Source organism: Bradyrhizobium diversitatis, assembly GCF_016031635.1.
Taxonomy (GTDB): Bacteria; Pseudomonadota; Alphaproteobacteria; order Rhizobiales; family Xanthobacteraceae; genus Bradyrhizobium; species Bradyrhizobium diversitatis.
In genome coordinates, this window is the sequence record NZ_JACEGD010000010.1 from 1 (window position 1) to 22643 (window position 22643).

20 protein-coding genes, 1 tRNA gene and 1 pseudogene are annotated in these 22643 nt (G+C 64.4%); 9 read left to right on the top strand and 13 right to left on the bottom strand.

The window, feature by feature from the left end; all coding sequences use genetic code 11:
- The coding region (locus H1B27_RS11210; RefSeq protein WP_197966098.1) for a lytic transglycosylase domain-containing protein at window positions 1–1823 on the top strand (1823 nt) is incomplete at its 5' end.
- Between the two features lie 477 nt (window positions 1824–2300).
- Here H1B27_RS11210 and H1B27_RS11215 read toward each other — a convergent pair.
- Complete coding sequence (locus tag H1B27_RS11215; protein ID WP_061877325.1) at window positions 2301–3839, bottom strand: porin; 1539 nt, start codon at window positions 3837–3839, stop codon at window positions 2301–2303.
- Between the two features lie 832 nt (window positions 3840–4671).
- Between H1B27_RS11215 and H1B27_RS11220 the strand changes: the two genes are divergently transcribed.
- From H1B27_RS11220 to H1B27_RS11230, 3 genes and pseudogenes are all read left to right on the top strand, one after another.
- A tRNA-Ser gene (locus tag H1B27_RS11220) sits at window positions 4672–4764 on the top strand.
- Between the two features lie 196 nt (window positions 4765–4960).
- The gene (locus tag H1B27_RS11225; RefSeq protein WP_082821929.1) at window positions 4961–5458 is read left to right on the top strand and encodes a GNAT family N-acetyltransferase; all 498 of its coding nucleotides are present in this window, start codon (window positions 4961–4963) and stop codon (window positions 5456–5458) included.
- A 279-nt stretch (window positions 5459–5737) separates the two neighbouring features.
- Window positions 5738–6166, top strand: a pseudogene (locus H1B27_RS11230) (VOC family protein).
- Between the two features lie 311 nt (window positions 6167–6477).
- Here the strand turns inward: H1B27_RS11230 and H1B27_RS11235 are convergent.
- From H1B27_RS11235 to H1B27_RS11270, 8 genes are all read right to left on the bottom strand, one after another.
- Window positions 6478–6744: a hypothetical protein gene (locus H1B27_RS11235; RefSeq protein WP_061877321.1), complete on the bottom strand. Its 267-nt coding sequence runs from the start codon at window positions 6742–6744 to the stop codon at window positions 6478–6480.
- Between the two features lie 1510 nt (window positions 6745–8254).
- On the bottom strand, window positions 8255–9733 hold the full coding sequence (gene gatB / locus H1B27_RS11240) for an Asp-tRNA(Asn)/Glu-tRNA(Gln) amidotransferase subunit GatB (protein WP_061877320.1): 1479 nt from the start codon (window positions 9731–9733) through the stop codon (window positions 8255–8257).
- Window positions 9730–10032 (bottom strand): hypothetical protein, encoded by a 303-nt coding sequence (locus H1B27_RS11245; RefSeq protein WP_156504763.1) that lies wholly within the window; start codon window positions 10030–10032, stop codon window positions 9730–9732. The genes gatB and H1B27_RS11245 overlap by 4 nt, the downstream gene beginning before the upstream one ends.
- Window positions 10023–11498 (bottom strand): Asp-tRNA(Asn)/Glu-tRNA(Gln) amidotransferase subunit GatA, encoded by a 1476-nt coding sequence (gene gatA, locus H1B27_RS11250; protein ID WP_061877319.1) that lies wholly within the window; start codon window positions 11496–11498, stop codon window positions 10023–10025. The genes H1B27_RS11245 and gatA overlap by 10 nt, the downstream gene beginning before the upstream one ends.
- Window positions 11495–11707, bottom strand: a complete 213-nt coding sequence (locus H1B27_RS11255; protein WP_197966099.1) for a hypothetical protein — start codon at window positions 11705–11707, stop codon at window positions 11495–11497. Before H1B27_RS11255 ends, gatA begins: the two co-directional genes overlap by 4 nt.
- Window positions 11708–11725: 18 nt before the next feature.
- The gene (gatC, locus tag H1B27_RS11260; protein WP_061877317.1) at window positions 11726–12013 is read right to left on the bottom strand and encodes an Asp-tRNA(Asn)/Glu-tRNA(Gln) amidotransferase subunit GatC; all 288 of its coding nucleotides are present in this window, start codon (window positions 12011–12013) and stop codon (window positions 11726–11728) included.
- Window positions 12014–12090: 77 nt separating this feature from the next.
- Window positions 12091–13167 carry an NAD(P)H-dependent flavin oxidoreductase gene (locus H1B27_RS11265; RefSeq protein ID WP_197966100.1) on the bottom strand — a complete coding sequence of 359 codons (1077 nt, stop codon included), beginning with the start codon at window positions 13165–13167 and terminating at the stop codon, window positions 12091–12093.
- Between the two features lie 104 nt (window positions 13168–13271).
- Window positions 13272–14315, bottom strand: coding sequence for an NAD(P)H-dependent flavin oxidoreductase (locus H1B27_RS11270; protein ID WP_197966101.1), 1044 nt, complete (start codon window positions 14313–14315; stop codon window positions 13272–13274).
- Window positions 14316–14412: 97 nt separating this feature from the next.
- Here H1B27_RS11270 and H1B27_RS11275 point away from each other — a divergent pair, with 97 nt between their 5' ends.
- Window positions 14413–15303 (top strand): LysR family transcriptional regulator, encoded by an 891-nt coding sequence (locus tag H1B27_RS11275; protein ID WP_197966102.1) that lies wholly within the window; start codon window positions 14413–14415, stop codon window positions 15301–15303.
- Between the two features lie 186 nt (window positions 15304–15489).
- Window positions 15490–16425, top strand: a complete 936-nt coding sequence (locus H1B27_RS11280) for a cyclase family protein (protein WP_197966103.1) — start codon at window positions 15490–15492, stop codon at window positions 16423–16425.
- A 57-nt stretch (window positions 16426–16482) separates the two neighbouring features.
- Here the strand turns inward: H1B27_RS11280 and H1B27_RS11285 are convergent, their stop codons facing one another.
- Entirely contained in the window at window positions 16483–16698 is a 216-nt protein-coding gene (locus H1B27_RS11285; protein WP_061877313.1) for a hypothetical protein, read from the bottom strand.
- A gap of 46 nt (window positions 16699–16744) precedes the next feature.
- On the opposite strand from H1B27_RS11285, the gene ruvX reads away from it, so the two are divergent.
- Together ruvX and H1B27_RS11295 are read left to right on the top strand one after the other, a co-directional pair.
- Complete coding sequence (ruvX, locus tag H1B27_RS11290; RefSeq protein WP_197966104.1) at window positions 16745–17236, top strand: Holliday junction resolvase RuvX; 492 nt, start codon at window positions 16745–16747, stop codon at window positions 17234–17236.
- A 3-nt stretch (window positions 17237–17239) separates the two neighbouring features.
- Window positions 17240–18160, top strand: a complete 921-nt coding sequence (locus H1B27_RS11295; protein ID WP_197966105.1) for an AEC family transporter — start codon at window positions 17240–17242, stop codon at window positions 18158–18160.
- A gap of 45 nt (window positions 18161–18205) precedes the next feature.
- On the opposite strand, the gene H1B27_RS11300 is transcribed toward H1B27_RS11295, so the two are convergent.
- From H1B27_RS11300 to H1B27_RS11310, 3 genes are all read right to left on the bottom strand, one after another.
- On the bottom strand, window positions 18206–18976 hold the full coding sequence (locus H1B27_RS11300; RefSeq protein WP_197966106.1) for a CPBP family intramembrane glutamic endopeptidase: 771 nt from the start codon (window positions 18974–18976) through the stop codon (window positions 18206–18208).
- 115 nt (window positions 18977–19091) lie between these two features.
- Window positions 19092–20735: an acyl-CoA dehydrogenase family protein gene (locus H1B27_RS11305; RefSeq protein ID WP_197966107.1), complete on the bottom strand. Its 1644-nt coding sequence runs from the start codon at window positions 20733–20735 to the stop codon at window positions 19092–19094.
- Between the two features lie 18 nt (window positions 20736–20753).
- Entirely contained in the window at window positions 20754–21512 is a 759-nt protein-coding gene (locus tag H1B27_RS11310) for a M15 family metallopeptidase (RefSeq protein WP_197966108.1), read from the bottom strand.
- Window positions 21513–21690: 178 nt separating this feature from the next.
- On the opposite strand from H1B27_RS11310, the gene H1B27_RS11315 reads away from it, so the two are divergent.
- Complete coding sequence (locus H1B27_RS11315) at window positions 21691–22638, top strand: aspartate carbamoyltransferase catalytic subunit (RefSeq protein ID WP_061877308.1); 948 nt, start codon at window positions 21691–21693, stop codon at window positions 22636–22638.
- Window positions 22639–22643 lie beyond the last annotated feature (5 nt).

Below are 22643 nucleotides of genomic sequence, written 5' to 3' on the forward strand. Positions count from 1 at the left end.
CCGCGGCCGGCATTTCGGATCCGGTCGCGCGAAAGCTCGCCGAATGGATCATCCTGCGCAGCGAGGACAACGGCGCGACCGTGGAACGCTATCGCGCCTTCATCTCCGCCAATCCGACCTGGCCGTCGCAGACCTTCCTGCGCCGGCGCCTCGAGGCCGCGATGTGGGACGACAGGCGCGACGATTCGGTCGCGTGGTCGTGGTTCGAGAACGAATCTCCGATCTCCGCTAAGGGCCGCTTCACGCTCGCCAAGGCGATGCTGGCGCGCGGCGACCGCGCCAATGCCGAGCGGCTGGTGCGCGAGGCCTGGCGCAGCGATCCGATGTCGGAGGACACCGAGAACAACGCGCTCGACCAGTTCGGTGCCCTGCTGACGCCGGGCGACCAGAAAGCGCGGATGGACACCCTGCTCTACGGCAGCGAGACCGAGGCGGCCCTGCGCGCCGCAAAGCGCCTCGGCGCCGGCTATGTCGCGCTCGCCAAGGCCCGCATCGCCGCCGTCAAGAAAGCGCCGAACGCGCGGGCGCTGCTCGACGCCGTGCCGCGCGAGCTGCACAATGACCCCGGCTACACCTTCAGCAAGATCCAGCTCCTGCGCCGCGAGGAGAAGTTCACTGAAGCCGCCCAGCTGATGCTGTCGGCGCCCAAGGATCCGGGTCGCCTTCACAATCTCGACGAATGGTGGATCGAGCGGCGCCTCCTGGCGCGCAAGATGATCGACACCGAGGAATTCCGGTCGGCCTATCTGATCGCGCGCGATGCCGCCCTGCCCTCGCGCGACATCTACAAGACCGAGCAGGAGTTCACCGCCGGGTGGATCGCGCTGCGATTCCTCAACGACCCCGCGACCGCCGCCCAGCATTTTGCTCGCATCGGCGTCGGCAGCGTCAATCCGACCGCGCTGGCGCGCGCCGGCTACTGGCAGGGCCGCGCGGCCGAAGCGATGGGGCGTCAGCAAGAGGCGCGCAACGCCTATGCCCGCGCCGCCGAACAGTCGACCAGCTATTACGGCCAGCTGGCCCGGGCCAAACTCGGCCTGCCGCAGATCGAGCTCAACAGCCAGCCGCGCGGGCGCGGGGCCGATCGGCTTGAGATCGTGCGCGCTGCGCATCTGCTCTATGAGCTCGACGAGCGCGAGCTCGCGGTGCCCATGCTCGCCGACATGGGCGAGAACGGCGATCCCGAAGCGGTTGCGGGCCTCGGCGAGCTCGCCCAGCGCTATAGCGATGCGCGCGGCATGCTGCTGGTCGGCAAGGGTGCGCTCAACCGCGGCCTGCCGTTCGATTTCTACGCCTATCCCGTCAACGGCATTCCGCAGTTCACGCCGATCGGCCCCGACGTCGAGCGCAGCATCATCTATGCGATCGCGCGACAGGAGAGCGCATTCAATCCACGCGTGGTTTCGCCGGCGCAGGCCTATGGACTGATGCAGGTGACGCCGGACGCCGCCCGCTACGTCTGCAAACGCCACGGCGCGACCTACGACCTGGGGCGGCTGAAGAACGATTCGGTCTACAACGCCGCGCTCGGCTCGGCCGAGCTCGGCGGATTGCTCGAGGATTATCGCGGCTCCTACATCATGACCTTCGCCGCGTACAATGCGGGCCGCGGCAGCGTGAGGAAGTGGGTCGAGCGTTACGGCGATCCGCGCGACCCGAAGGTCGATGCGGTCGACTGGGTCGAGCTGATTCCGTTCTCCGAGACGCGCAACTACGTGCAGCGGATCATGGAGAACCTTCAGGTCTACCGCGCCCGCTTCGGCGGCGGCACGCGCTTGCAGATCGAGGCCGATCTGCGTCGCGGCGCCGTAAGCGTGGAATGACGCTGCCCCGTTCCGATTCGCGGCCGAGCATGGGAGCGAGCGCCGCCCTCGTCAGGACCTTAAGTCGCCGAGGCATATTGGGCGCCGGCCACGATCCTCAGCGGGCCCTTCCGACGCGCGCCCTGAGCGCTGCGACTGTTGCGGTCCGATCGGCGCGCTCGCCGGTGCGCCAGCTAGCGGATGAACGGTGCCCTGACAGATGAAGGCGTAGGTCGATCCTGCTGCAGGGCGAGATCGTCGGGGCGCTTGTACGGTTGGGCCGGGCACCGGCGGGCTTCTCTGCGCATCCCGGTCGGAGACCGCTTGCAGCGCATCCCTCCACAGTGACTTCCATCAGGTCGCAACCAAGACCGCGAAATCAACGGAGAGTGGCGGTACCAGGTCGGACCTGCCCCAAGCGAACCAGCATGCGATCGCCAAAAGAAAAACCCCGGCGGTTGCCCGCCGGGGTTCTCCGTCAGGTCGTTAGACCAGAGCTTACCAGTTGCGCTGAGCGCGGAGGAGCAGGGTAAACGAGTCCTGATCCTTGAACTCATATACCGCGGTCGGCTTGGAGACAGCAGCAGCCGGAGTGATGAGGGCCGTGCCGGCATACTTCTGATCGAGACGGGTCCAGTTGAAATCCGCCGAGAAGGTCAGATTCTTCACAGGAGTCCAGCGGGTGATCACACCCACCTGGCCGATGTTGAAGTCGGGGTTACAGCCGGTGACACCGGCCACAGCCATGACACCGACGAAACCGCCGCCGCCGCAGATGGCGTTCTTGGCCAGCGAGCCAAACTGGGCCGCAGCATAAGCGCCGTAGATCGCCGTGTTCCAGTAGGGATCCCAGTTGTGGGTGTAAGCACCACGGAAGCCCCAGGTCTTAACGGTCTCCTGCGAGCCGCCGGTCACGAACACCGTGTCCGGAGCATTGGCGAAACCGATGCTCTGGTAAGCGATGTCGGAACCACTGAACATCGAGTACGAGCTACCTGCCAGGTTCTGGAAGTTGTAGCGGGTCGCACCATCGGTGTAGACGCCCGAAATGTTGATCGTGTCACCCGCGCCGGTCGGGATGTTCTTGATCGACAGAGCGAGCTGAACCGCCCAACCCCACTTGTCGTCGGGGTGGCCAGTGATCTCGGTCGGGCCATAATAGGCGACATGGTTGTCATGCGCCGCAACCGACGCCTGGAACAGACCCCAAGCCTGGTCGACACGGACCATACCGACGAGGTTCGGCGAACGCGAGCCGCCGATGGCGTTGGATCCGTACGAACCGCCAGCGATGCCAGCAACCGTTGCGCCCGTCAGGTTCAGATTGCCTGCCTGATAGTAAGCCGTCGCATCTTCCGCCGAGAACGACGCCGTGATGCCCTGACCGAAGTCAGCGGTGTAGGTGAACTGGTTGACGCCAGTGACCGTGCCGCTGCCACCGACGAGACCGTCGAAGTTGTTGCCGGGATAGTTGGTCCAAGGCGCGTCGAACTGCGACACGGCCTTACCCATCGTGAAGCCGGCGAACTGGATGAAGGCGTAGTACACGCCGAGCGAGCCGCCCGAAGTGCCACCGTCGGTCGGGTTGATGGTGGCGGTACCAGCAGTCGTGGCAGAGTAGCCGGTCGCGCCAGTGGCCGAGCCCTGACCGGTGAAGTTACCAGTGGTCCAGGAGAACGTCGCATCGAAGAAGGTGCGGACGACGCCGTATTCGGTCGCGGTGCGCGTGTCGATGTTGAGATCTTGACGAGCGCGCATCGTGTAGTAGTTGCTGAGACGGTTGTGCGCCCCGCCGGTACCGCTAAACTGGCCGCCGTAGACCGAGTTGGTGTTCAGCGCGACTTCAGCGCGCAGATAACCACCCAGCTTGATGCAGGTGTCGGTGCCCGGGATGTAGTAGAATCCGGCTCCGTACAGGGAGCAGATCTTCACGTATTCGACCGCCTTGGCCTTCACGGGGAGATCGGCTGCCTGCGCTCCGCCCACGGCGATCAGACCCGCCGCTGAGCCGAGCAAAAGGCTCTTAACCAACTTCATGTTAAACCTCCAAGTTGCTCTTCAGGGAAGGTCACTGACCGGACGGCCAATTCCCAAACCCCCTCTAAATCACCGCTCTAAGTCCCTTCGCGCCTTCGGACACACCCGCATGAACGCGAGGGACTTAAGCGAAAGACTTAAACGGGACGACCTCGGGATGCCCCCCTCCGTCGCTCAGCCACAATTACCGAACGCCCTTGCACACACAACAAGAGAACGCTCCGAAACGGGCCGATGAAGCGTGTTTTCCAACGGGTGTTGCACAAATAACACGCAGATGTGATCAAACCGCCCTCGCAACACATTGTTTACATTGGCATTTTTTCAGCGGTTCCATTCGCCATCAAAGTTCCCCACATGAGGCGCCCAGCCGAGACGTCGGCCTGGAGGGGCTTTGACGACCTCGAATCGTGGAATCAGAAACGAGACTCAATGAGGGGGTATCGACCGCCTCCGCGGCGGCCGGTCGGATGCAAGCTGGGCCACCTGCTGCGCCTGAGGCGGCCGGCAGACACTCTTTATGGAGGTGGGATTATTTGGAATCGGGCCGTCAGCTGGGCGAGCCAAGACGCGGGCTGCCAAATCTCTATAGCTCCTTCTCGCGAGCCATTGAATTTCCTAGCAAATCGGCTTCCGACGTGAGCAAGGAGGTTTCCATGCGGGAACACCCTTGCAATGTGCCCGAGGTTCAAGCTTCGCGTCCGCTCTCGCAGCGCCACACTCTCGCCGCGACAACAGCCGCCCTGCGGCGAAGATCACTGGGAATATTCGAGCGAAATCACACGCTTCTAAATTGACCGGCCCAAGTAATTAGAGGCATAAGGCTCGCACCGGAGAGGTGGCCGAGTGGCTGAAGGCAACGCTTTGCTAAAGCGTCATACGGTCTCAAGCTGTATCGAGGGTTCGAATCCCTCCCTCTCCGCCACACCCCGCCGATTGCCCTCCATGGCGCGATGTTGCCGCCGATTACCACATGCCGCCGGGCGAGATAGGAAACCGCCGATTCTACGCTGTGGCCCGATATATCTTGAGAGCAGCGACAGCAGCTAACGATCCTCATCACTGAAAGTACACCAGTATATGTTGACGCCCGATAGACAACGTCTGATGGGCTCTGCACTATGATGATACGGCAAGAACAAGAGGGCGACTATTCCGCCATCGCTGACGTTACAGCGCGGGCATTTGCAGGCATGGAACACAGCGATCAAGCCGAACCTGAGATAATCAAGAGATTGCGGGCGAGTGATGCGCTCTCCCTTTCGTTGGTCGCGATCGAAGGCGGCATTTTGATCGGACATGTCGCCTTCTCACCTGTCACGATAGACGGTGCGCATGACGGATGGTTTGGCCTCGGTCCCGTATCAGTTGAACCTGATCATCAGCAAAAAGGCATTGGTTCTGCCCTCATCCGCACTGGTCTTGAGCATCTTCGTTCGTCAGGTGCTGCGGGATGCGTCGTCCTTGGTGATCCTGCCTACTATCGCCGCTTTGGTTTCGATCGCGATGATGACTTGCGGTACGAAGGAGCGCCGCCAGAATATTTCATGCGCTTAAATTTAATTGCCGATCAACCGCCAACCGGTAGAGTCGACTACGCTCCTGCTTTCACGGGGTAGACCACGTCCGATTTCCCTATGCTGCTCACCGCTAATGACTGTAGACACTCTTTCCCTATAGAGTAGACGTAGTTCTCGGTTTCGTCGGCTTTGGCCCGCCACCCTCGCCGATTCCCTCCACAGCGCGATATTCCCGCCTATTGCCGCATGAAGCCATGTGGACTGGCGAACAGTGTGGAAGGCGTCTTTGTCACAGGCTGAGGAATGACCTGACCGTCATCGACTGGACTGATGCTCAGCAATGAACTTTATCAGCCAGCTTTGACAAGGAGAGAGATCATCGAGATTCATCAATTGCATCGAGGTCGGCTTATCGACCACATCCAGCTTGTGGTGCAGGATCTCAAGGCCAGCCGGGATTTCTACACTGCTATTCTGGCTGTGCTGGAGATTCCTGTTGTCGACACCGCCGATGGATATTTCTGGGCTGACGAACTCGTCGTGTCTTCGGCAGAAAGTCCGGCGGCGCTGGGTGTTCTGACAGGACGACACCACCTTGCCTTCCAGGCGAGGGACCGCGCGACAGTGGATGCCTTCCACAACGCGGCGCTGACCCATGGCGGGCGCGACAACGGTGCGCCCGGCGAGAGAGCCTATCATCCCGGATATTAAGCGGCTTTCGTGCTCGACCCTGATGGTAACAACATCGAGGCCGTTTTCCACGGCGAGGCGAAGCGCAGTGCGCCGTCGGTGCTGGTGGATTTTTAGGCGCGCACCTAGATACCGGATCGCCATATCCGCCAATGCGAGGGCGATATCAGCACAGCCTCGCCGGCCCAGACGTTGAACCAGACGCCGCCCCTGCGCCGGCACGGGAAGGACCAGGACACAATTCCCGTCTTGTGCAGACGCCCTAGTTCCAGATCGCACTCGTCGGGAGCGATCTGGATCGGAAGCCATCGTCCATTCGTGTTTTGGTCGCCCATGCCATGCGGTTTTATGCGGCGGCACGACCAGCAAACTTGATTCAGCGCAACCGGACCCACCCGTGCAAACACGGGTCGGAGGCGGTTCTCATCTCAGTGCGCGGAGACCCAGGCCCTCGCCTCGCGCTGGGCGATGGAGATCTCGGCATCCGACATCTGCCCGGCGACCTCCTGGCGCAGCGCCACCGCGTCCTTGCGGCCCTTCAACGCCGCGAGGTTGAACCATTTGTGCGCGGCGACGAGATCGACGATCCCGGAGCGGCCGCTCGCCCAATAGATCCCGCGCTCGAACAGCACGTCCGACAGCGCGCTCGCGTCGATCGGCGTCGCCGTCTCCAGATCGAAAGTACCCTGAAACATCACGCATCCCCTCTTATTCTTGTGCCGTCCCGCTCCACCGAGCGCGGCTCCCGTCCAAATAGCTGTTCAACTCTTCCCCGAGTCTTCCTGCCCAAGCCGTTTGCCGGCTTGTTGGAGGTGATGATGGCGGGCAAATTTGAATGGCAGTTTAAGTATCGCAATGAAGCAGACGTAAACGCGAGCGCGCGAGGCGCGTAGGGGAAATTCAGAAAGTCCCTGATTTGCAGGCACTTCTGCAATTCGTCAGATTCGGTTTACCCTGGGATTTTGGCAGATCGATAACCATCGCGCGCGGTGGCGCGTGCTACGGCTCCAATTCATGGAGCGGCGCGCCGTCGTGGCCGCACCCGCCTGTCATTCCCCGCGCAGGCGGGGAATCCAGTACGCTGCGGCCCATCGTTTCAACCACGACCGTCTCGGCGTACTGGATCGCCCGGTCGGAGCCGGGCGATGACACCGCGCCTGGAGAAGCGGCACGCAGACGGCGTGCAATCATGCCCGGCCTCGCCTACCTCAAGGCAGCGCGGACGCGTCGCGGTCAGATCAGCAATGTCGGGGGGGGAAGGAATGCCGGCAATACCCCGGCCTCACGAGAACGAGGGCGTCGGCGAACACGTCAGGACCAGATTCCACGCAAGCCCGAAGGCCGCTTGTGAAATTGCGGAGCTCCTTTTCGGAGAACCGCACCGAACGAAGAAAACTCGTTTCTTCTGCCGGACCGCGAAAGAGAACGGTCCGACCGTTGACCTGATGTCTCGCCGACACCCTCTATCGTCGACCAGAACCCTCTAGGAGGCGCTGATGACGTGCCGGCTATCTGGAGCCGGCAACTTCAGAAGCGAAGTTACTTCTTCTTCTTCGCGACCTTGCGGGTCTTCTTCGCAGTCTTCTTCACTGCGCTCTTCGCCTTCTTCGCCTTCGCCTTCTTCGCTTTCTTGGCCATGTTGCCCTCCGATGTGTGAGATGGCTTTAATCGCTGCGTGCACTCGGGGATCGAATGCACTTCATCCCGAATACACCAACACGAAGAAAAAAACAGCGTCTCGCTTAAAGAAGTGTTGACGGCGCAACGCGCCTGCGCTTGGCGAGCGCGACGCAAACGCGCCGCACGAGGTGTAGCTGCGATCACGGAGAACAGGCGCAGCGCCGACGTTCGCGACTGATGCGATTGCAGAAAAACACTATGCAGCAAGTATTTTTCTGCACGTGCGCATCGCCCGCGACCGACGCGATGATGTGCGTCGCCATTCCCCCGATTGCCTCGCAGAGGCACTTCGCGGACTCTGAGTCGTGAATTTTGGCAACGAAAATATTTTCATCCTTAACGGCGCGAACGCTCGTCTGAGCGTGTGCAAGCCGCCGTTTTGCGCGAATCGCGTGACGGCGATTCGGTCGCCGCGGCACTGTCGATCGGGATGAAGTTTGCTGCCGAGGATGCGCGCGAGCGTCGCACCGAGAGCAGAAAGCGAGGCGGCGAAGCATGTCCGCCACCTCGATAGAACGCGTGCGGCTAGAGGCCGAGCTTGGACTTGAGCAGGTCGTTGACGCTCTGCGGGTTGGCCTTGCCGCCGGACGCCTTCATCACCTGGCCGACGAACCAGCCGAGCGACTGCGGCTTGTCCTTCACCTGCGCGGCCTTGTCGGGATTGGCAGCGAGGATGTCGTCGACAACCTTTTCGATCGCCGAAAGATCCGTCACCTGCTTCATGCCGCGGCTTTCCACCAGCGCGCGGGGATCGCCGCCTTCCTGCCAGACGATCTCGAACAGATCCTTGGCGATCTTGCCGGAGATCGTTCCCTCGCCGATCAAGTCGATAATCGCTGCCAGCTGCTCCGCATTGACCGGAGAGCCCGTAATGTCCCGTCCTTCCTTGTTGAGACGGCCGAACAGCTCGTTGATCACCCAGTTCGCCGCCAGCTTGCCGTCGCGGGCGCGATTGGCGAGCTTGTCGAGCACTGTCTCGTAGAACACCGCGCTCTCGCGCTCGGCGACCAGCACGCTCGCATCGTAAGCCGACAGGCCGAAATCGGCGACGAAGCGCGTCTTCTTCTGATCCGGCAGCTCCGGCAGCTTCGCCTTCAACGCGTCGACGAATTCCTGGCTGAACTCCAGCGGCAGCAGGTCGGGATCGGGGAAGTAGCGGTAGTCGTGCGCCTCTTCCTTGGACCGCATCGAGCGTGTCTCGCCCTTGTTGGGGTCGTAGAGCCGCGTCTCCTGCTCGATCTGGCCGCCCTCCTCGAGGATTTCGATCTGCCGCCGCGCCTCGTACTCGATCGCCTGGCCGATGAAGGTGATCGAGTTCATGTTCTTGATCTCGCAGCGGGTACCGAGCGGCCCACCCGGCTTGCGCACCGAGACGTTGACGTCGGCGCGCAAGGATCCCTTCTCCATGTCGCCATCGCAGGTGCCGAGATAGCGCAGGATCGAGCGTAGCTTGGTGACATAGGCCTTGGCCTGCTCGGCGTCGCGGATGTCCGGTTTTGATACGATCTCCATCAGCGCCACGCCGCAGCGGTTGAGATCGACATTGGACATGGTCGGCGACCGGTCGTGCAGCAACTTGCCAGCGTCCTGCTCCAGATGCAGCCGCTCGATGCCGATGGTGACGCTGCGGCCGCCGTCGAGCTCGACCAGCACCTCGCCTTCGCCGACGACCGGCGACTTGTACTGGCTGATCTGGTAGCCCTGCGGCGAGTCCGGATAGAAATAGTTCTTCCGGTCGAAGACCGAACGCAGATTGATCTTCGCGTTGAGACCGAGCCCCGTCCGGACAGCCTGCCTGACGCATTCCTCGTTGATCACCGGCAGCATGCCCGGCATCGCCGCATCGACCAGCGACACGTGCGTGTTCGGCTCGCCGCCGAATTCGGTGGAGGCGCCGGAGAACAGCTTCGCGTTCGAGGTCACCTGGGCGTGGATCTCCATGCCGATGACCATCTCCCAGTCACCAGTAGCACCCTTGAGAAGCTTGTGCGTGGCCGTGCTCATGTCCTGCTCCCGAGCAGCGTGGCAGCGATCCGCTCCCACTCCGCCTCCAATGAATCCGTTGCCGTGGGCTGACCGGCCTGGCGATTCCAGTAGCCGGCATTGCCGAGATCGCCTTCGACGCGGTGCAAGTAGGCGTGCACCCAGGCGGCTTCACGGCTGCTCTCGTCCTGAACGATCTTGTGCGCGCGGTCCCAATCCCCCTTCGCGGCCCACCAGAGACCCGCGAGCGGCGCGCTTAGCTCCGGCGCGGGCGCCGCGCCGCCGAGGCTCGCGATGAAATCAGCGACATTCACCACCACCTCGCGGGCGTGAAGCGGCCGGCGGCCTGCTCGATCACTTCGCCGAGCGAGAACAGCGTCTCCTCGTCGAACGGGCGGCCGATCAGTTGCAGGCCGAGCGGCAGGCCCTGCGCGTCCTTGCCGGCGGGCACGGCGATGCCCGGCAGGCCCGCCATGTTCACGGTCACCGTGAAGATGTCGTTGAGGTACATCTCGACCGGATCGGCGCCGCCCTTCTCGCCGATGCCGAAGGCCGCCGACGGCGTCGCCGGCGTCAGGATGGCATCCACGCCCTTGGCGAAGCAGTCCTCGAAATCCTTCTTGATCAGCGTCCGCACTTTTTGCGCACGCAGATAGTAGGCGTCGTAATAGCCGGCCGAGAGCACATAGGTGCCGATCATGACGCGGCGCTTCACCTCGGCGCCAAAGCCCGACGCGCGGGTGTTCTCGTAGAGCTCGATGATGTTCTTGGCCGGCTCGCGCAGGCCGTAGCGCACGCCGTCATAGCGCGCGAGGTTGGAGGAGGCCTCCGCCGGCGCCACGATGTAATAGGCCGGCAGCGCATATTTGGTGTGCGGCAGCGAGACTTCGACCAGCTCGGCGCCGGCCGCCTTCAGCCAGGCCGCGCCCTCGCTCCAGAGTTTCTCGATCTCGGCCGGCATGCCGTCGAGGCGATACTCCCGGGGGATGCCGATCTTCATGCCCTTCACGGACTTGCCGATCGCAGCCTCGTAATCCGGCACCGGAATGTCGACCGAGGTCGTGTCCTTGGGGTCATGACCGGCCATCGAGCGCAGCAGCATCGCCGCATCGCGCACGCTGCGTGCGATCGGACCGGCCTGGTCGAGCGACGACGCAAAAGCGACGATGCCCCAGCGCGAGCAGCGGCCATAGGTCGGCTTGATGCCGACGGTCGCGGTGAACGCCGCCGGCTGGCGGATCGAGCCGCCGGTGTCGGTCGCGGTCGCGCCCATGCACAGCAGCGCCGCCACGGCCGAGGCCGAGCCGCCGGACGAGCCGCCCGGCACCAGCGTGGTGTTGCTGCCGTCGCGCCGCCACGGATTGCCGACGGGCCCGAAGCAGGAGGTCTCATTCGACGAGCCCATCGCGAACTCGTCATTGTTGAGCTTACCGAGCATCACCGCGCCGTCGCGCCAGAGCTGCGAGGTCACGGTCGACTCGTAAGTCGGCACGAAATTGCCGAGGATCTTCGAGCACGCCGTGGTGCGCACGCCCTTGGTCGCGAACAGGTCCTTGATGCCGAGCGGGATGCCCGCGAGCGGGCCGCCCTCACCCTTGGCGATCTTCTCGTCCACGGCCTTCGCCATGTCGCGCGCGCGATCCGGCGTCTCCATCACGAAGGCGTTGAGCACGCGCGCGGCTTCGATCGCGGAAAGATGCGCGTCGGTCAGCTCGAGCGACGTGAAAGTCTTGTCGGCGAGACCCTTGCGGGCCTCGGCGAGCGTCAGCGATGTCAAATCGGTCATTTATTGATCGGGCTGCAGAAGAACGGAGACAGGGTCTTGTCGTTGGCCGGGTCGTCTTTTTTGGCGGCGGCTTTCGCAGCGGCCTCGATCTCGTCGAGCACGGCATTGACGGCGACATTGGGGTCGGCAGCCTTGCCCTGCCGCTCCAACTTGTCGAGGTAATTCATGTAGGCCTGATAGGCCTTCTCATCGTCGCATAGCAGGCACATCGGACAAGGTCCTAAAAGTTACTCGACAACCTTCGGCACCAGGAAGAAGTGCCCCTCGGTCGCGGGCGCGTTGGCAACGATATCGTCGGCGATCTCGCCGTCATCGACCACGTCCTGCCGCTTCTTCATCTGCATCGGGGTGACCGAGGTCATCGGCTCCACGCCCTCGACATTGACCTCCGAGAGCTGCTCGACGAAAGCGAGCATGGCGTTGAGCTCGCCCTGCAGATGCGGAACCTCGTCCTCGGAAACCGCAATGCGCGCCAGATGCGCGATGCGGCGGACGGTAACGGCGTCGACGGACATTATATAAGGCCTCTCACGGCAAAACCCATGTGCCGTATAGCAGAGGCCGGTTTTGCGCCGCAACCGGCGCTTCCCACCTATCCGGCGAGGGCCTTCATGCGGGCAAGCGCCGATTTGGCGAGATCCCGGGTCAATTCAGCGGCGGGGAGCTCGCGGCCGAGCGCGATGGCCTGCCCCGCCCAGAGATTGGTAAAATCCACCCTGCCCTGCTTTTCGGCTGCCGCCTTCAGCGGCCCAAGCGCGGTCGCGGCATGGGGAAACGGCGGCGCATCCGGCGAGACCGGGCCGGCCTCGCGCATCAGGCGGTTCTGGACGCCGCGCGCCGGACGGCCGGTCATGACATTGGTGATGACGGTGGAATCGTCCCGCGCTTCCGCGAGCGCCTTGCGGCCGCCCGCGCTGACCCTGGATTCCGGACAGCGCAGATAAGCGCTGCCGATCTGCACGCCGGATGCGCCGAGTGCGAAGGCCGCGGCGATGCCGCGTCCATCGGCGATGCCGCCCGCCGCGATCACCGGCACCTTCACGGCATCGGCAACCTGCGGCACCAGCGCGAAAGTGCCGGGCTGTTCTGCGATCCTGTCGGTCAGGAACATGCCGCGATGACCGCCCGCCTCGGCGCCTTGCGCGATCACCGCGTCGACGCCGCGTTCTTCCAGCCAGACCGCTTCCTTCACGGTCGTGGCGGACGAGATGACGAGACAGCCGGCCGCCTTGACCCGCTTGAGCAGCGCCTGCTCCGGCAGGCCGAAATGGAAGCTGACGACCTCCGGCTTCAGCTCCTCGACAACCTCGCAGAACGCCGCGTCGAATGGCGCGCGGTTCGCCGCAGCGATCGGCGCCGCCGGATCGAGACCATGCTCGGTGTAATAGCTCGCGAGCCGCTGCTTCCAGCGCGCTTCCGCCTCGGCTGTCAGCTCGACCGGCGTGTGGCAGAAGAAGTTGATGTTGACCGGCGCCTTCACGCGCTGGCGGATGAGACCGACCTGCTCGCGCGCCTTCTCGGCCGAGATCATCGCGCAAGGCAGCGAGCCCAGCGCGCCGCCTTGCGCGGCCGCAATCACCAGCTCCGCATCCATGGCGCCGGCCATCGGCGCCAGCACGATCGGGAATTCGGTCTTGAACAGATCGATCAGTCGACGGTCAGGCCACATGATTCTTGCCTCATATTCGCTCTTCCCCTCTCCCCTTGTGGGAGAGGGTGGATCGCCGCGCCAGCGGCGAGACGGGTGAGGGGTATTTCTCCTCAATCACCATGCTAAGTTTGCGGAGAGATACCCCTCATCCGGCGCTTCGCGCCACCTTCTCCCACAAGGGGAGAAGGGAACGCACCGTTCACCGAATTGCGTCTTCCTTCCAGCAATTGCTCCGCCTCCACGACGATCCGTTCGACGATCTCGGCCGCCGGGGGAATATCATGAATCAGCCCGACCGCCTCGCCCGCGATCACGGCCGCGACGTCGAAATTGCCGGCCGCCTTCGCCGCGGCATAGTCCACCGCAACTGCGGCGACATTCTGCATCAGTTCGACCTCGCGGCCGATCCAGCGCCGGGCGTGATCATTGATCAGGCACCGCCCGGTGAAGGGCGCCGGCCAGACGTTGTTGCGCGAGAGATCGAAGATGATGCCGCGCACCGTGGAGCCGCTGTTCGCTGCGCAGATCCGCCGCTTGGCCTCCTCTGCGCCGTCGGCCTCCCGGCTCACATAGAAGCGCGTGCCGAGCAGCACGCCGCTTGCGCCCAGCATCATCATGGCGGCGAGCCCGCGCCCGTCCGCGATGCCGCCGGCCGCAACCACCGGTACGCGGCCGGCGGCGAGATCGACGATCGCCGGCACGAGATCGACGGTGGTGCGCGAGGCGCCGTGACCGCCCGCCTCCGTTCCCTGCGCGATCAGGACATCGGCGCCGGCATCGAGCGCCTGTCGCGCCATCGCCTCGTCCTGCACCTGGCAGATCAGGCGTGCACCGGCGGACTTGATCTTCGCTGCGAACGGCGCGGGATCGCCGAACGACAGCATGATCGCCGATGGCTTCGCGCCGAGCGCGATGTCGAGAAGCTCGGGCCGCTTGGCGAGGCTCCACGTGATGAAGCCGATGCCGAACGGCTCACGCAGTTCGGCGAGCGTCGCAGTCTCCTGTTCCAGCCACGCTCGCTCGCCATAGCCGCCGCCAAGAATGCCGAACCCGCCGGCGCGGCTCACCGCCGCGACCAAACGGCTGCCGGCAATGACATCCATCGGCGCCAGCAGGATCGGATGCGCGATCCCCAGCAGCGTGGTCAGCGACGTCGTCATCGGCATGGCTTGTCCTCGATGTGGACAGCGAGACTAGGCGCGACTAGCATTCTCCAGAAATGAATTGTTGCGAACGCTGCCATCTCGAAAGCGAAACGACGCCATGGAACTCAGCGATATCAAGACCTTCGCCGCCGTCGCCCGCACGGGCGGCATCACCCGCGCCGCCGAAGAGCTCAACACCGTGCAGTCGAACGTCACCCAGCGCGTGAAGGCGCTGGAGGCGGAGATCGGCACTGCGCTGTTCGAGCGCCACAGCCGCGGCATGACGCTGACCGGCGCCGGCAAGCGCCTTCTCCCCTACGCGCAAAAGATGGCAGCGCTCTCGCGGGAAGCCCTGCTCGCCGCTCGCGACGATGGCGCGCCGAAAGGACCGCTCGCGATCGGATCGATGGAGACGACGGCGGCCGTGCGTCTGCCGCCGCTGCTCGCCGACTTCCACCGCCGCTTCCCCGCCGTGCGCCTTTCCTTGCGGACCGCGCCGACGGCCGACCTCGTCACCGGCGTGCTTGAAGGCTCGCTCGACGGCGCCTTCGTCGCGGGTCCCATCACGCATGCCGATCTCATCGCGACGAGCGCCTTCCGCGAGGAGCTGGTGCTGGTCAGCGCACGGCGCTGGGCCTCGATGACCGAGCTGCGCGCGGGAACGCCGGAGTCCGGGCCGACCGCGCTGGTTTTCCGCACTGGCTGCACCTACCGCCAGCGGCTCGAACAGGTGTTCGTCGAGTACGGCTGGCCATCGGCCGCGCGCTTCGAGCTCGGCACGCTCGACGGCATGATCGGCTGCGTCGCCGCCGACATGGGCGTAACGTTGCTGCCGCGCGCGGTCGTCGAGCGCAGCGCGATGAACGGCAGCATCGCGATCCACGCGCTGAGCCCGGCGCACGCGCGCGTCGAGACACTGTTCATCCACCGTCGCGCGGGCCATCAAACCAGCGCGCTGAGCGGCTTTGCCGATTGCCTGAAGAAGGACGACGACGTCATCGCGGCCTGACGCGACGCAGCGTTCCACTCCACGAAATTCGTCACAAATCCATCGCGTTTCCACGCTGCCCTACGCGGCAACGCAGCACATCAAAAAGCTTTGAAGCCCGCGATCATTCTACGTTAGGATGACTGACTGGCCAGCGCAAAACCATAACGAAGCCAAACATCGGCAAGAACATCGGGAGGACTATCGATGCGCAATACGCTCGTGTTGTGCTGTGTCGCTGTGTTGTCGGCGATATCAGGAACTGCAAGCGCACAGGACTGGACCAAATCGAAATGGGGGCCGAACGACGAGGTCGGCGCCGCCAACTACATGACGCCCGAGCTCGTGGTGAAGGCGGCATCGCTGGTGAAGACCGGCAAGACCTACGCACTCGGCATTCCCGTCACGCCGCAGACGCCCGCCTATCCGCCGCGCGCATTCAAGCTCACCATCGTGCAGCCCGGACAGGCCGGCAGCCCGGGTCTCGGTCCCAACAAGGCCACCTACAACGATGACATCCTCGACAGCTGGGTCGGCATCGGCAGCCAGCTCGACGGGCTCGGCCATCTCGGCATCGAACACGTCTATTACAACGGCAACAAGCTCGCCGACTTCGCCGATCCCAACGGTCTGAAGAAGCTCGGCATCGAGAAGGTGCCGCCGATGGTCACCCGCGGCGTGCTGCTCGACATGGCCGCCTATTTCAAGACCGACGTGGTGAAGGAAGGCACCGCCTTCAACGTCAAGGAGATCGAGGAAGCCGCCAAGCAGCAGAACGTCGAGATCCGCCAGGGCGACGTCGTCATCTTCCACACCGGCTGGCTCAGCCTGATCGGCAAGGACGACAAGCGCTATTCGGCCGGCGAGCCCGGCCTCGGCGTCGAGGGTGCAAAATATCTGACCGGCAAGGGTGTCGTCGCGGTCGGTGCCGACACCTGGGGGCTCGAGGTGCTGCCGTTCGAATCCAAGAACGTGTTCGAGGTGCACCAGATCCTGCTCGCGATGAACGGGACCTACATCCTCGAAAACATGGATACCGCCGCGCTGGCCCGCGACAAGGGGTATGAATTCCTGTTCGTGCTGGGACAGCCGCGCTGGACCGGCGGCGTGCAGGCGATGATCAACCCGATTGCGATCCGCTGACTTGAGACCGGGCGAGGAGCCGCTTGCCGCGCGGCAGGCCCCTCGCCCACCCCTCCGTCACCGCGGCTTCAAATGCCACCGCCGCAATGCCACCACCGCCCAGATCGCCTCGACGAGGCCGAACGGCCAGGCGCCTTGCAGGAAGCCATAGGCCGACCCCAGTGCGCAGGACGCCGCGAACAGCAGCACGAACCAGTGGCTGCGATCCTCCAGGGCATAGCAGACCAGCATCGCCGTCACGGCAAACAGGCCGAATAGTGTCAGTGCATCCATGGTTACCAGTTCACCCCGCAGCGCGACGCGTGATATGCGCTACGCCATGCCGGCTCTTATCCTGCCTCTCGTCTATGCTGCAACCCACTGGCCCGCGCGCGGCGCTCTGGTCGGGCTCGATCTCGGCACCAAGACCATCGGTGTTGCCGTGTCCGATCCGGACCGGCGGCTGGCGACCGGCGTCGAGACGATCCAGCGCAAGCAGTTCAAGCAGGATGCCGCCAGGCTGCTGGCCATCGCCACTGAGCGCAAGGCGGTCGGATTCGTGCTCGGCCTGCCCATCAACATGGACGGCAGCGAGGGCCCGCGCGCGCAATCCACCCGCGCCTTTGCCCGCAACCTTGCCGGACTGACCCAGCTCCCCATCGGCCTCTGGGACGAGCGCCTCTCGACGGCGGCGGTCGAGCGCGAGCTGATCGGCATGGACGTCAGCCGCGCCAAGCGCGCCGAGGTGATCGACGAGCACGCCGCGATCTTCATCCTGCAAGGCGCGCTCGACCGTCTGGCAAATCTGCGCGCGGCGCCGGGGACGGACTGATCCATGCCGGTCGTGGTCGCGGCGCTGCTGCCGGTCTTCATCCTCATCGTGCTCGGTGTCGTGCTGAAGCACAGCCTGATGCGTCTCGACACGCAATGGCACGGGCTGGAGCAGCTGACCTATTTCGTGCTGTTTCCGATGCTGCTGATCCAGACCCTGGTCAAGGCCGACCTCTCCAGGGTGCCGGTCGCCGGCGTCGGCGGCGCGCTGCTGCTGTCGGCGCTCGCGATGTCGCTGCTCTGTCTCGCGCTGCGGCCGGCCTTGTCGCGGCTCGGCATCGATGGCCCCGCCTTCACGTCGATCTTCCAGGGTGCGACGCGGTGGCAGACCTTCGTTGCGCTGTCGATCGCCGCCAACATGTTCGGCGATCTCGGGCTGGCGCTCGCCTCCGTGGCCATGGTCGCGATCATCCCGCTGGTCAACGTGTTCAGCGTCTCGGTGCTCGCTCGTTACGCCGCACAGGAGAAGCGATGCCCGCGCGCCATCGCCATGACGGTGATCCGCAATCCACTGATCTGGGCCTGCGCAATCGGCCTTGCCGTCAATCTGATGCACCTGCCGTTGCCAAAAATCTGGCACGAGGTGGCGGACGCGCTGAGCCGGTCCTCGCTCGCCATCGGCCTGCTCGTCACCGGCGCGGGGTTGCATCTGAAAGGCCTGTTGCGTCCCAGCCTGGGCGCAGCCATCGGCGTCGGCCTGAAGCTGGTGCTGATGCCCGCGCTCGCGCTGGGGCTCGCGGCCTGGTTCGGCATCACCGGCAACAGCCTCGCGATCGTCGCGATCTGCGCGGCCGTGCCGACCTCGCCCAGCGCCTATGTGCTGGCCCGCCAGATGGGCGGCGACGCGCCGTTGCTGGCGCAGATCATCACGCTGCAAACGATCCTGGCGGCAATCACGATGCCGATCGCGATCGCGCTGGCCTAGGATTCTGGGTTACTTTGCTGCCCTCGCAACGACGGAGTATGAGGCCTAGCTCCCCAGCCACATCGTCAGCACCACCGCGGTCAGATTGTTCAGCGCGTGGAGCACGATGGTGAGCCAGAGCGAGCCGGAGCGATAGCGCATGTAGCCGAACCACAGGCCGATGGCGAGGACCTCGGTGAGGAAGTACAGGTCGTATTGCAGGTGCACGACCGTCCAGATCAGCGACGACAGCAGGATCGCCCCGGGCAGGCGCAGGAAGCTCGCCGACCAGCCGCGATAGAGGAAGCCTCGCGCCAGAATTTCTTCCGACATCGGCGCGGCCACGCTGAAAGCGAACAGGAGCAACAGGGCAGCGCCCTTGTCGCGTCCCGATTTCAACAGATCGGTCATGAAGCCCGGCGTCGCCTCGCGCCCGAGCGCGCGCGACATCGTCTCCCAGACCAGCACGATCAGGATGAGGCCGACGGCGCCGAACAGCAGCTGCTTCCAGGTAGGCCAGTACAGCGCGAGATAATCGACGAAGGACGCCTTCTTGATGCGAATGGCGAGCCAGACCGCAAGAAGCGTCGCGGGCAGCCCCATGATGACCGAGAGCGCAAGTGTCTGGGGCTCGCGGCCGATGAGTTGGAGCGAAGAGAGGTCCATCGGAAGACCGCGCTGCGCCGCCAGCAGAAAGACGGCGCCGATCTGCCCGACGAACATCGCGACGAAGATGAAGACGCCCCACAGCGCCGTGCCCCAGAACATCCAGACACGAGGCGCGAGGTCCGCAGGCGCCGCTGTGATCGGCGGATGGTCGGGATTGAGGGAGTCCATCAGGAGGCTTTCGTTAGAAATTCACCGTCATTCCGGGGCGGTCCGAAGGACCGAACCCGGAATCTCGAGATTCCGGGTTCGCCCTTCAGGCGCCCCGGAATGACGGAACAAACAATCACGGCAGCGCCCGTTCCAGCAGCGCGCGCACCTCGCCGCTGTCCAGCTCCACGGCGCCGTACATGCTGGCGTGATTGGCGGCGAGACGCGTGCTCGCGAACAATTCGGCGTTGTGCGGTGACACGCCATTGAGGGCCGCAGCCGCGGCAAGCAGCGCCAGCTTCTCGACGGCAAGGCGCGCGACGCGTTCGCCGTCGGCGCGGCGAAAAGTCTTGCCGATGAACGCGACCGCCTCACCGGCTCCCGGCAGGCCCTTGGTCTCGGCCGCCAGCGCCTGCAGCACCGTCATCGCCGCCTCCGGCTCGCGCGCGAGCGCGCGGAGCACGTCCAGGCACATCACGTTGCCCGAACCTTCCCAGATCGCGTTGACCGGCGACTCCCGACAGTGGCGGGCCAGGATGCCGTCCTCGACATAACCGTTGCCGCCGAGGCACTCCATCGCCTCGTAGAGGAACGGCGGCGCGCTCTTGCAGGTCCAGTATTTGATCGCGGGCGTCAGCAGCCGCATATAGGCCGCCTCCGCCGCATCATGGGGCGTGCGGTCGAAGGCGCGGCAAAGCCGCATCACCAGGGCCGTGCAGGCCTCGACATGCAGCGCCATGTCTGACAGCACGGCCTGCATCAGGGGCTGGTCGGCAAGATGCTTCTGGAACACGCTGCGGTGCCGCGCATGGTGCAGCGCATGCGCGAGCCCCGAGCGCATCAGCCCGACGGACGCAATCGCGCAATCCTGCCGCGTCAGCTGCACCATCTGGATGATGGTGCGGATGCCCTTGCCTTCCTCACCGATCCGCTCGGCATAGGCGCCGACGAACTCGACCTCGGACGAGGCGTTGGAGCGATTGCCGAGCTTGTCCTTCAGCCGCTGGAACTGGATGGCGTTGACCGAACCGTCCGGCGCGAAGCGCGGCATGAAGAAACAGGTCAGCCCACCATCTGCCTGCGCCAGCACCAGGAACGCATCGCACATCGGCGCCGACATGAACCATTTGTGACCGGTGATGCGGTAGCCGTCCCCCTCGCGCACGGCCCGCGTCATGTTGGCACGCACGTCGGTGCCGCCCTGCTTCTCGGTCATGCCCATGCCGAGCGTCATGCCGCGCTTCTGCCACCACGGCGCAAAGCTGGGATCGTAGCTCTTCGTCGACAGAACCGGCATCACGCGCGCGAGCAAGTCGGGCTGCATTGCCAGCGCCCCCACGGAGGCGCGCGTCATCGTGATCGGACAGAGGTGGCCGGTCTCGACTTGCGCGGCCATGTAGAATTTCGCGGCACGAATGACCTCGGCCGCATCGCCCGCTTGCCGTCCATCCACCGTCCAGGTCGAATTATGCACGCCCGCATGCGCACTGTGCGCCATCAGTTCGTGATAGGCGGGATGAAACTCGACCTGGTCGCGGCGATTGCCCTTGGCATCGAAGCTGCGCAGCTTCGGTGTGTTCTCGTTCGCGAGGCGCCCACGATCGGCCATCGCGGCCGAGCCCCATTGCTTGCCGAACGCCGACAGCTCGCGTTCGGCCGCCGCCCCGCCACTGGCCCTGACTGCTGCGACCAGCGGCAGGTCCGCGGCGAACAGGTCGACGTCCTCGAACGGCGGCGACTGGTTGAAGACCTCATGGGTCGCAAAGCTCGGCTGGGTCATCAGGATTCCTCGGCGCGTTCAGTTCCGGCGCGGCTGGATCGGGAAATCATAGGCCGCCCCGCCTGCCCCCGGCAGGGAAAAATGCCACCACTCCTTCGAATAGTTCACAAAGCCTTGCCTGGCCATGGCAGCGACCAGCCGCTTGCGCCAGGTGCGTTGCTCCGGATTGATCGACGTTACAGCGGTATGCCCCTTCGCGTCGGTACAGTCGTAGCCTGTGCCCATGTCGACGCTGCCCTCCGGCGCGCGCATCGCGACCGGCGCCGTGCAGTCGGCATAGGTTTTCGACGGATCGTATTTGGCGGAATTGTCGGCCTTGAGATCGACCAGCGTGAGATCGAGCGCTGCACCCGTGGAATGCTGCGAGCGGTTCGCAATGTAGCCGAGGCGGAACAGCTCGGTCTTCGGAATGTTCGGATTGTAGCGCCGCTCGGCCGCCGTCTCATGACCGTTCTGCGACCATTTCACCATGTCGAGCGAGGCCCGCGCCGGCCGGTAGCAGTCGAACATTTTCAGCGACAGATTCTGCGCGGCCAGTTCCTGCTGGACCGCCTTCAGCCGCAGCCCCACCTCGCGCTTCACCACGCATTCGCCGGCGCCGTAGCCGGCGAGCGGACGGCCGACGAAATTGTTCGACGTGGCGTAGCGGATGTCCTGGATGATGCTGGGATCGATGTCGCGCAGGTACACGAAGCCGCCGGGGAGCGATTGGGCGGACGCGGATGAGATTAAGCTGAATGCTACAAGTGCGATCAAAATTAATCTGACGGCGCGCATCTGAATTTCCCTGTTATTCCGGGGCGGCGCGAAGAGCCGAACCCGGAATCTCGAGATTCCAGGCTCGATGCTTCGCATCGCCCCGGAATGACGACAGGGAGACAGATCAGGGGATAACTCCCATCCCCGCCTTTGCCCCTTGCTCCCCCCGCCATCCGCCCCTATAGCTCTGCTTTTAATGACATCGAAATCGACCTTCGTCCTCGGCCACCGGCATTTGCTGGGCATCGAGGGCCTTTCCGCGGCCGACATCAGCGGCCTCCTCGACCTGTCCGAAGAATATGTCGAGGTCAACCGCCAGGTTGACAAGAAGCGCACCGTCCTGCGTGGACGGACGCAGGTGAACCTCTTCTTCGAGGCGTCCACCCGGACCCAGTCCTCGTTCGAGCTCGCCGGCAAGCGGCTCGGCGCTGACGTCATGAACATGTCGGTATCCTCGTCCTCGATCCGCAAGGGCGAGACCCTGATCGACACCGCCGTGACGCTGAATGCGATGCACCCGGACATCCTGGTGGTGCGCCATCACGCCTCCGGCGCGGTGGAACTGCTGGCGCGCAAGGTTGACGGTTCCGTGATCAATGCCGGCGACGGCGCACACGAGCATCCGACGCAGGCGCTGCTCGACGCGCTCACCATCCGCCGCAACAAGGGCCGGATCGAGGGCCTCGTGGTCGCGATCTGCGGCGACGTGCTGCATTCGCGCGTGGCCCGCTCCAACATCATCCTGCTCAACACCATGGGCGCCCGCGTCCGCGTCGTCGGGCCTTCCACCCTGCTGCCGACCGGCATCGAGCGGATGGGCGTCGAGGTCGCGCGCGACATGCGCGAGGGTCTCGAGGGCGCCGACATCGTCATGATGCTGCGGCTGCAGCGCGAGCGCATGAACGGCTCCTTCGTGCCCTCGTCATCGGAGTATTTCCATTATTTCGGGCTCGACCAGAAGAAGCTCGCCTACGCCAAGCCGGATGCCCTCGTGATGCATCCGGGTCCCATGAACCGCGGCGTGGAGATCGACTCGATCGTGGCCGACGGCGCCCAGTCCCTGATCCGCGAACAGGTGGAGATGGGCGTCGCCGTGCGCATGGCCGTGCTGGAAGCGCTCGCCCGCAACCTGCCCAACGCGTGATGCCG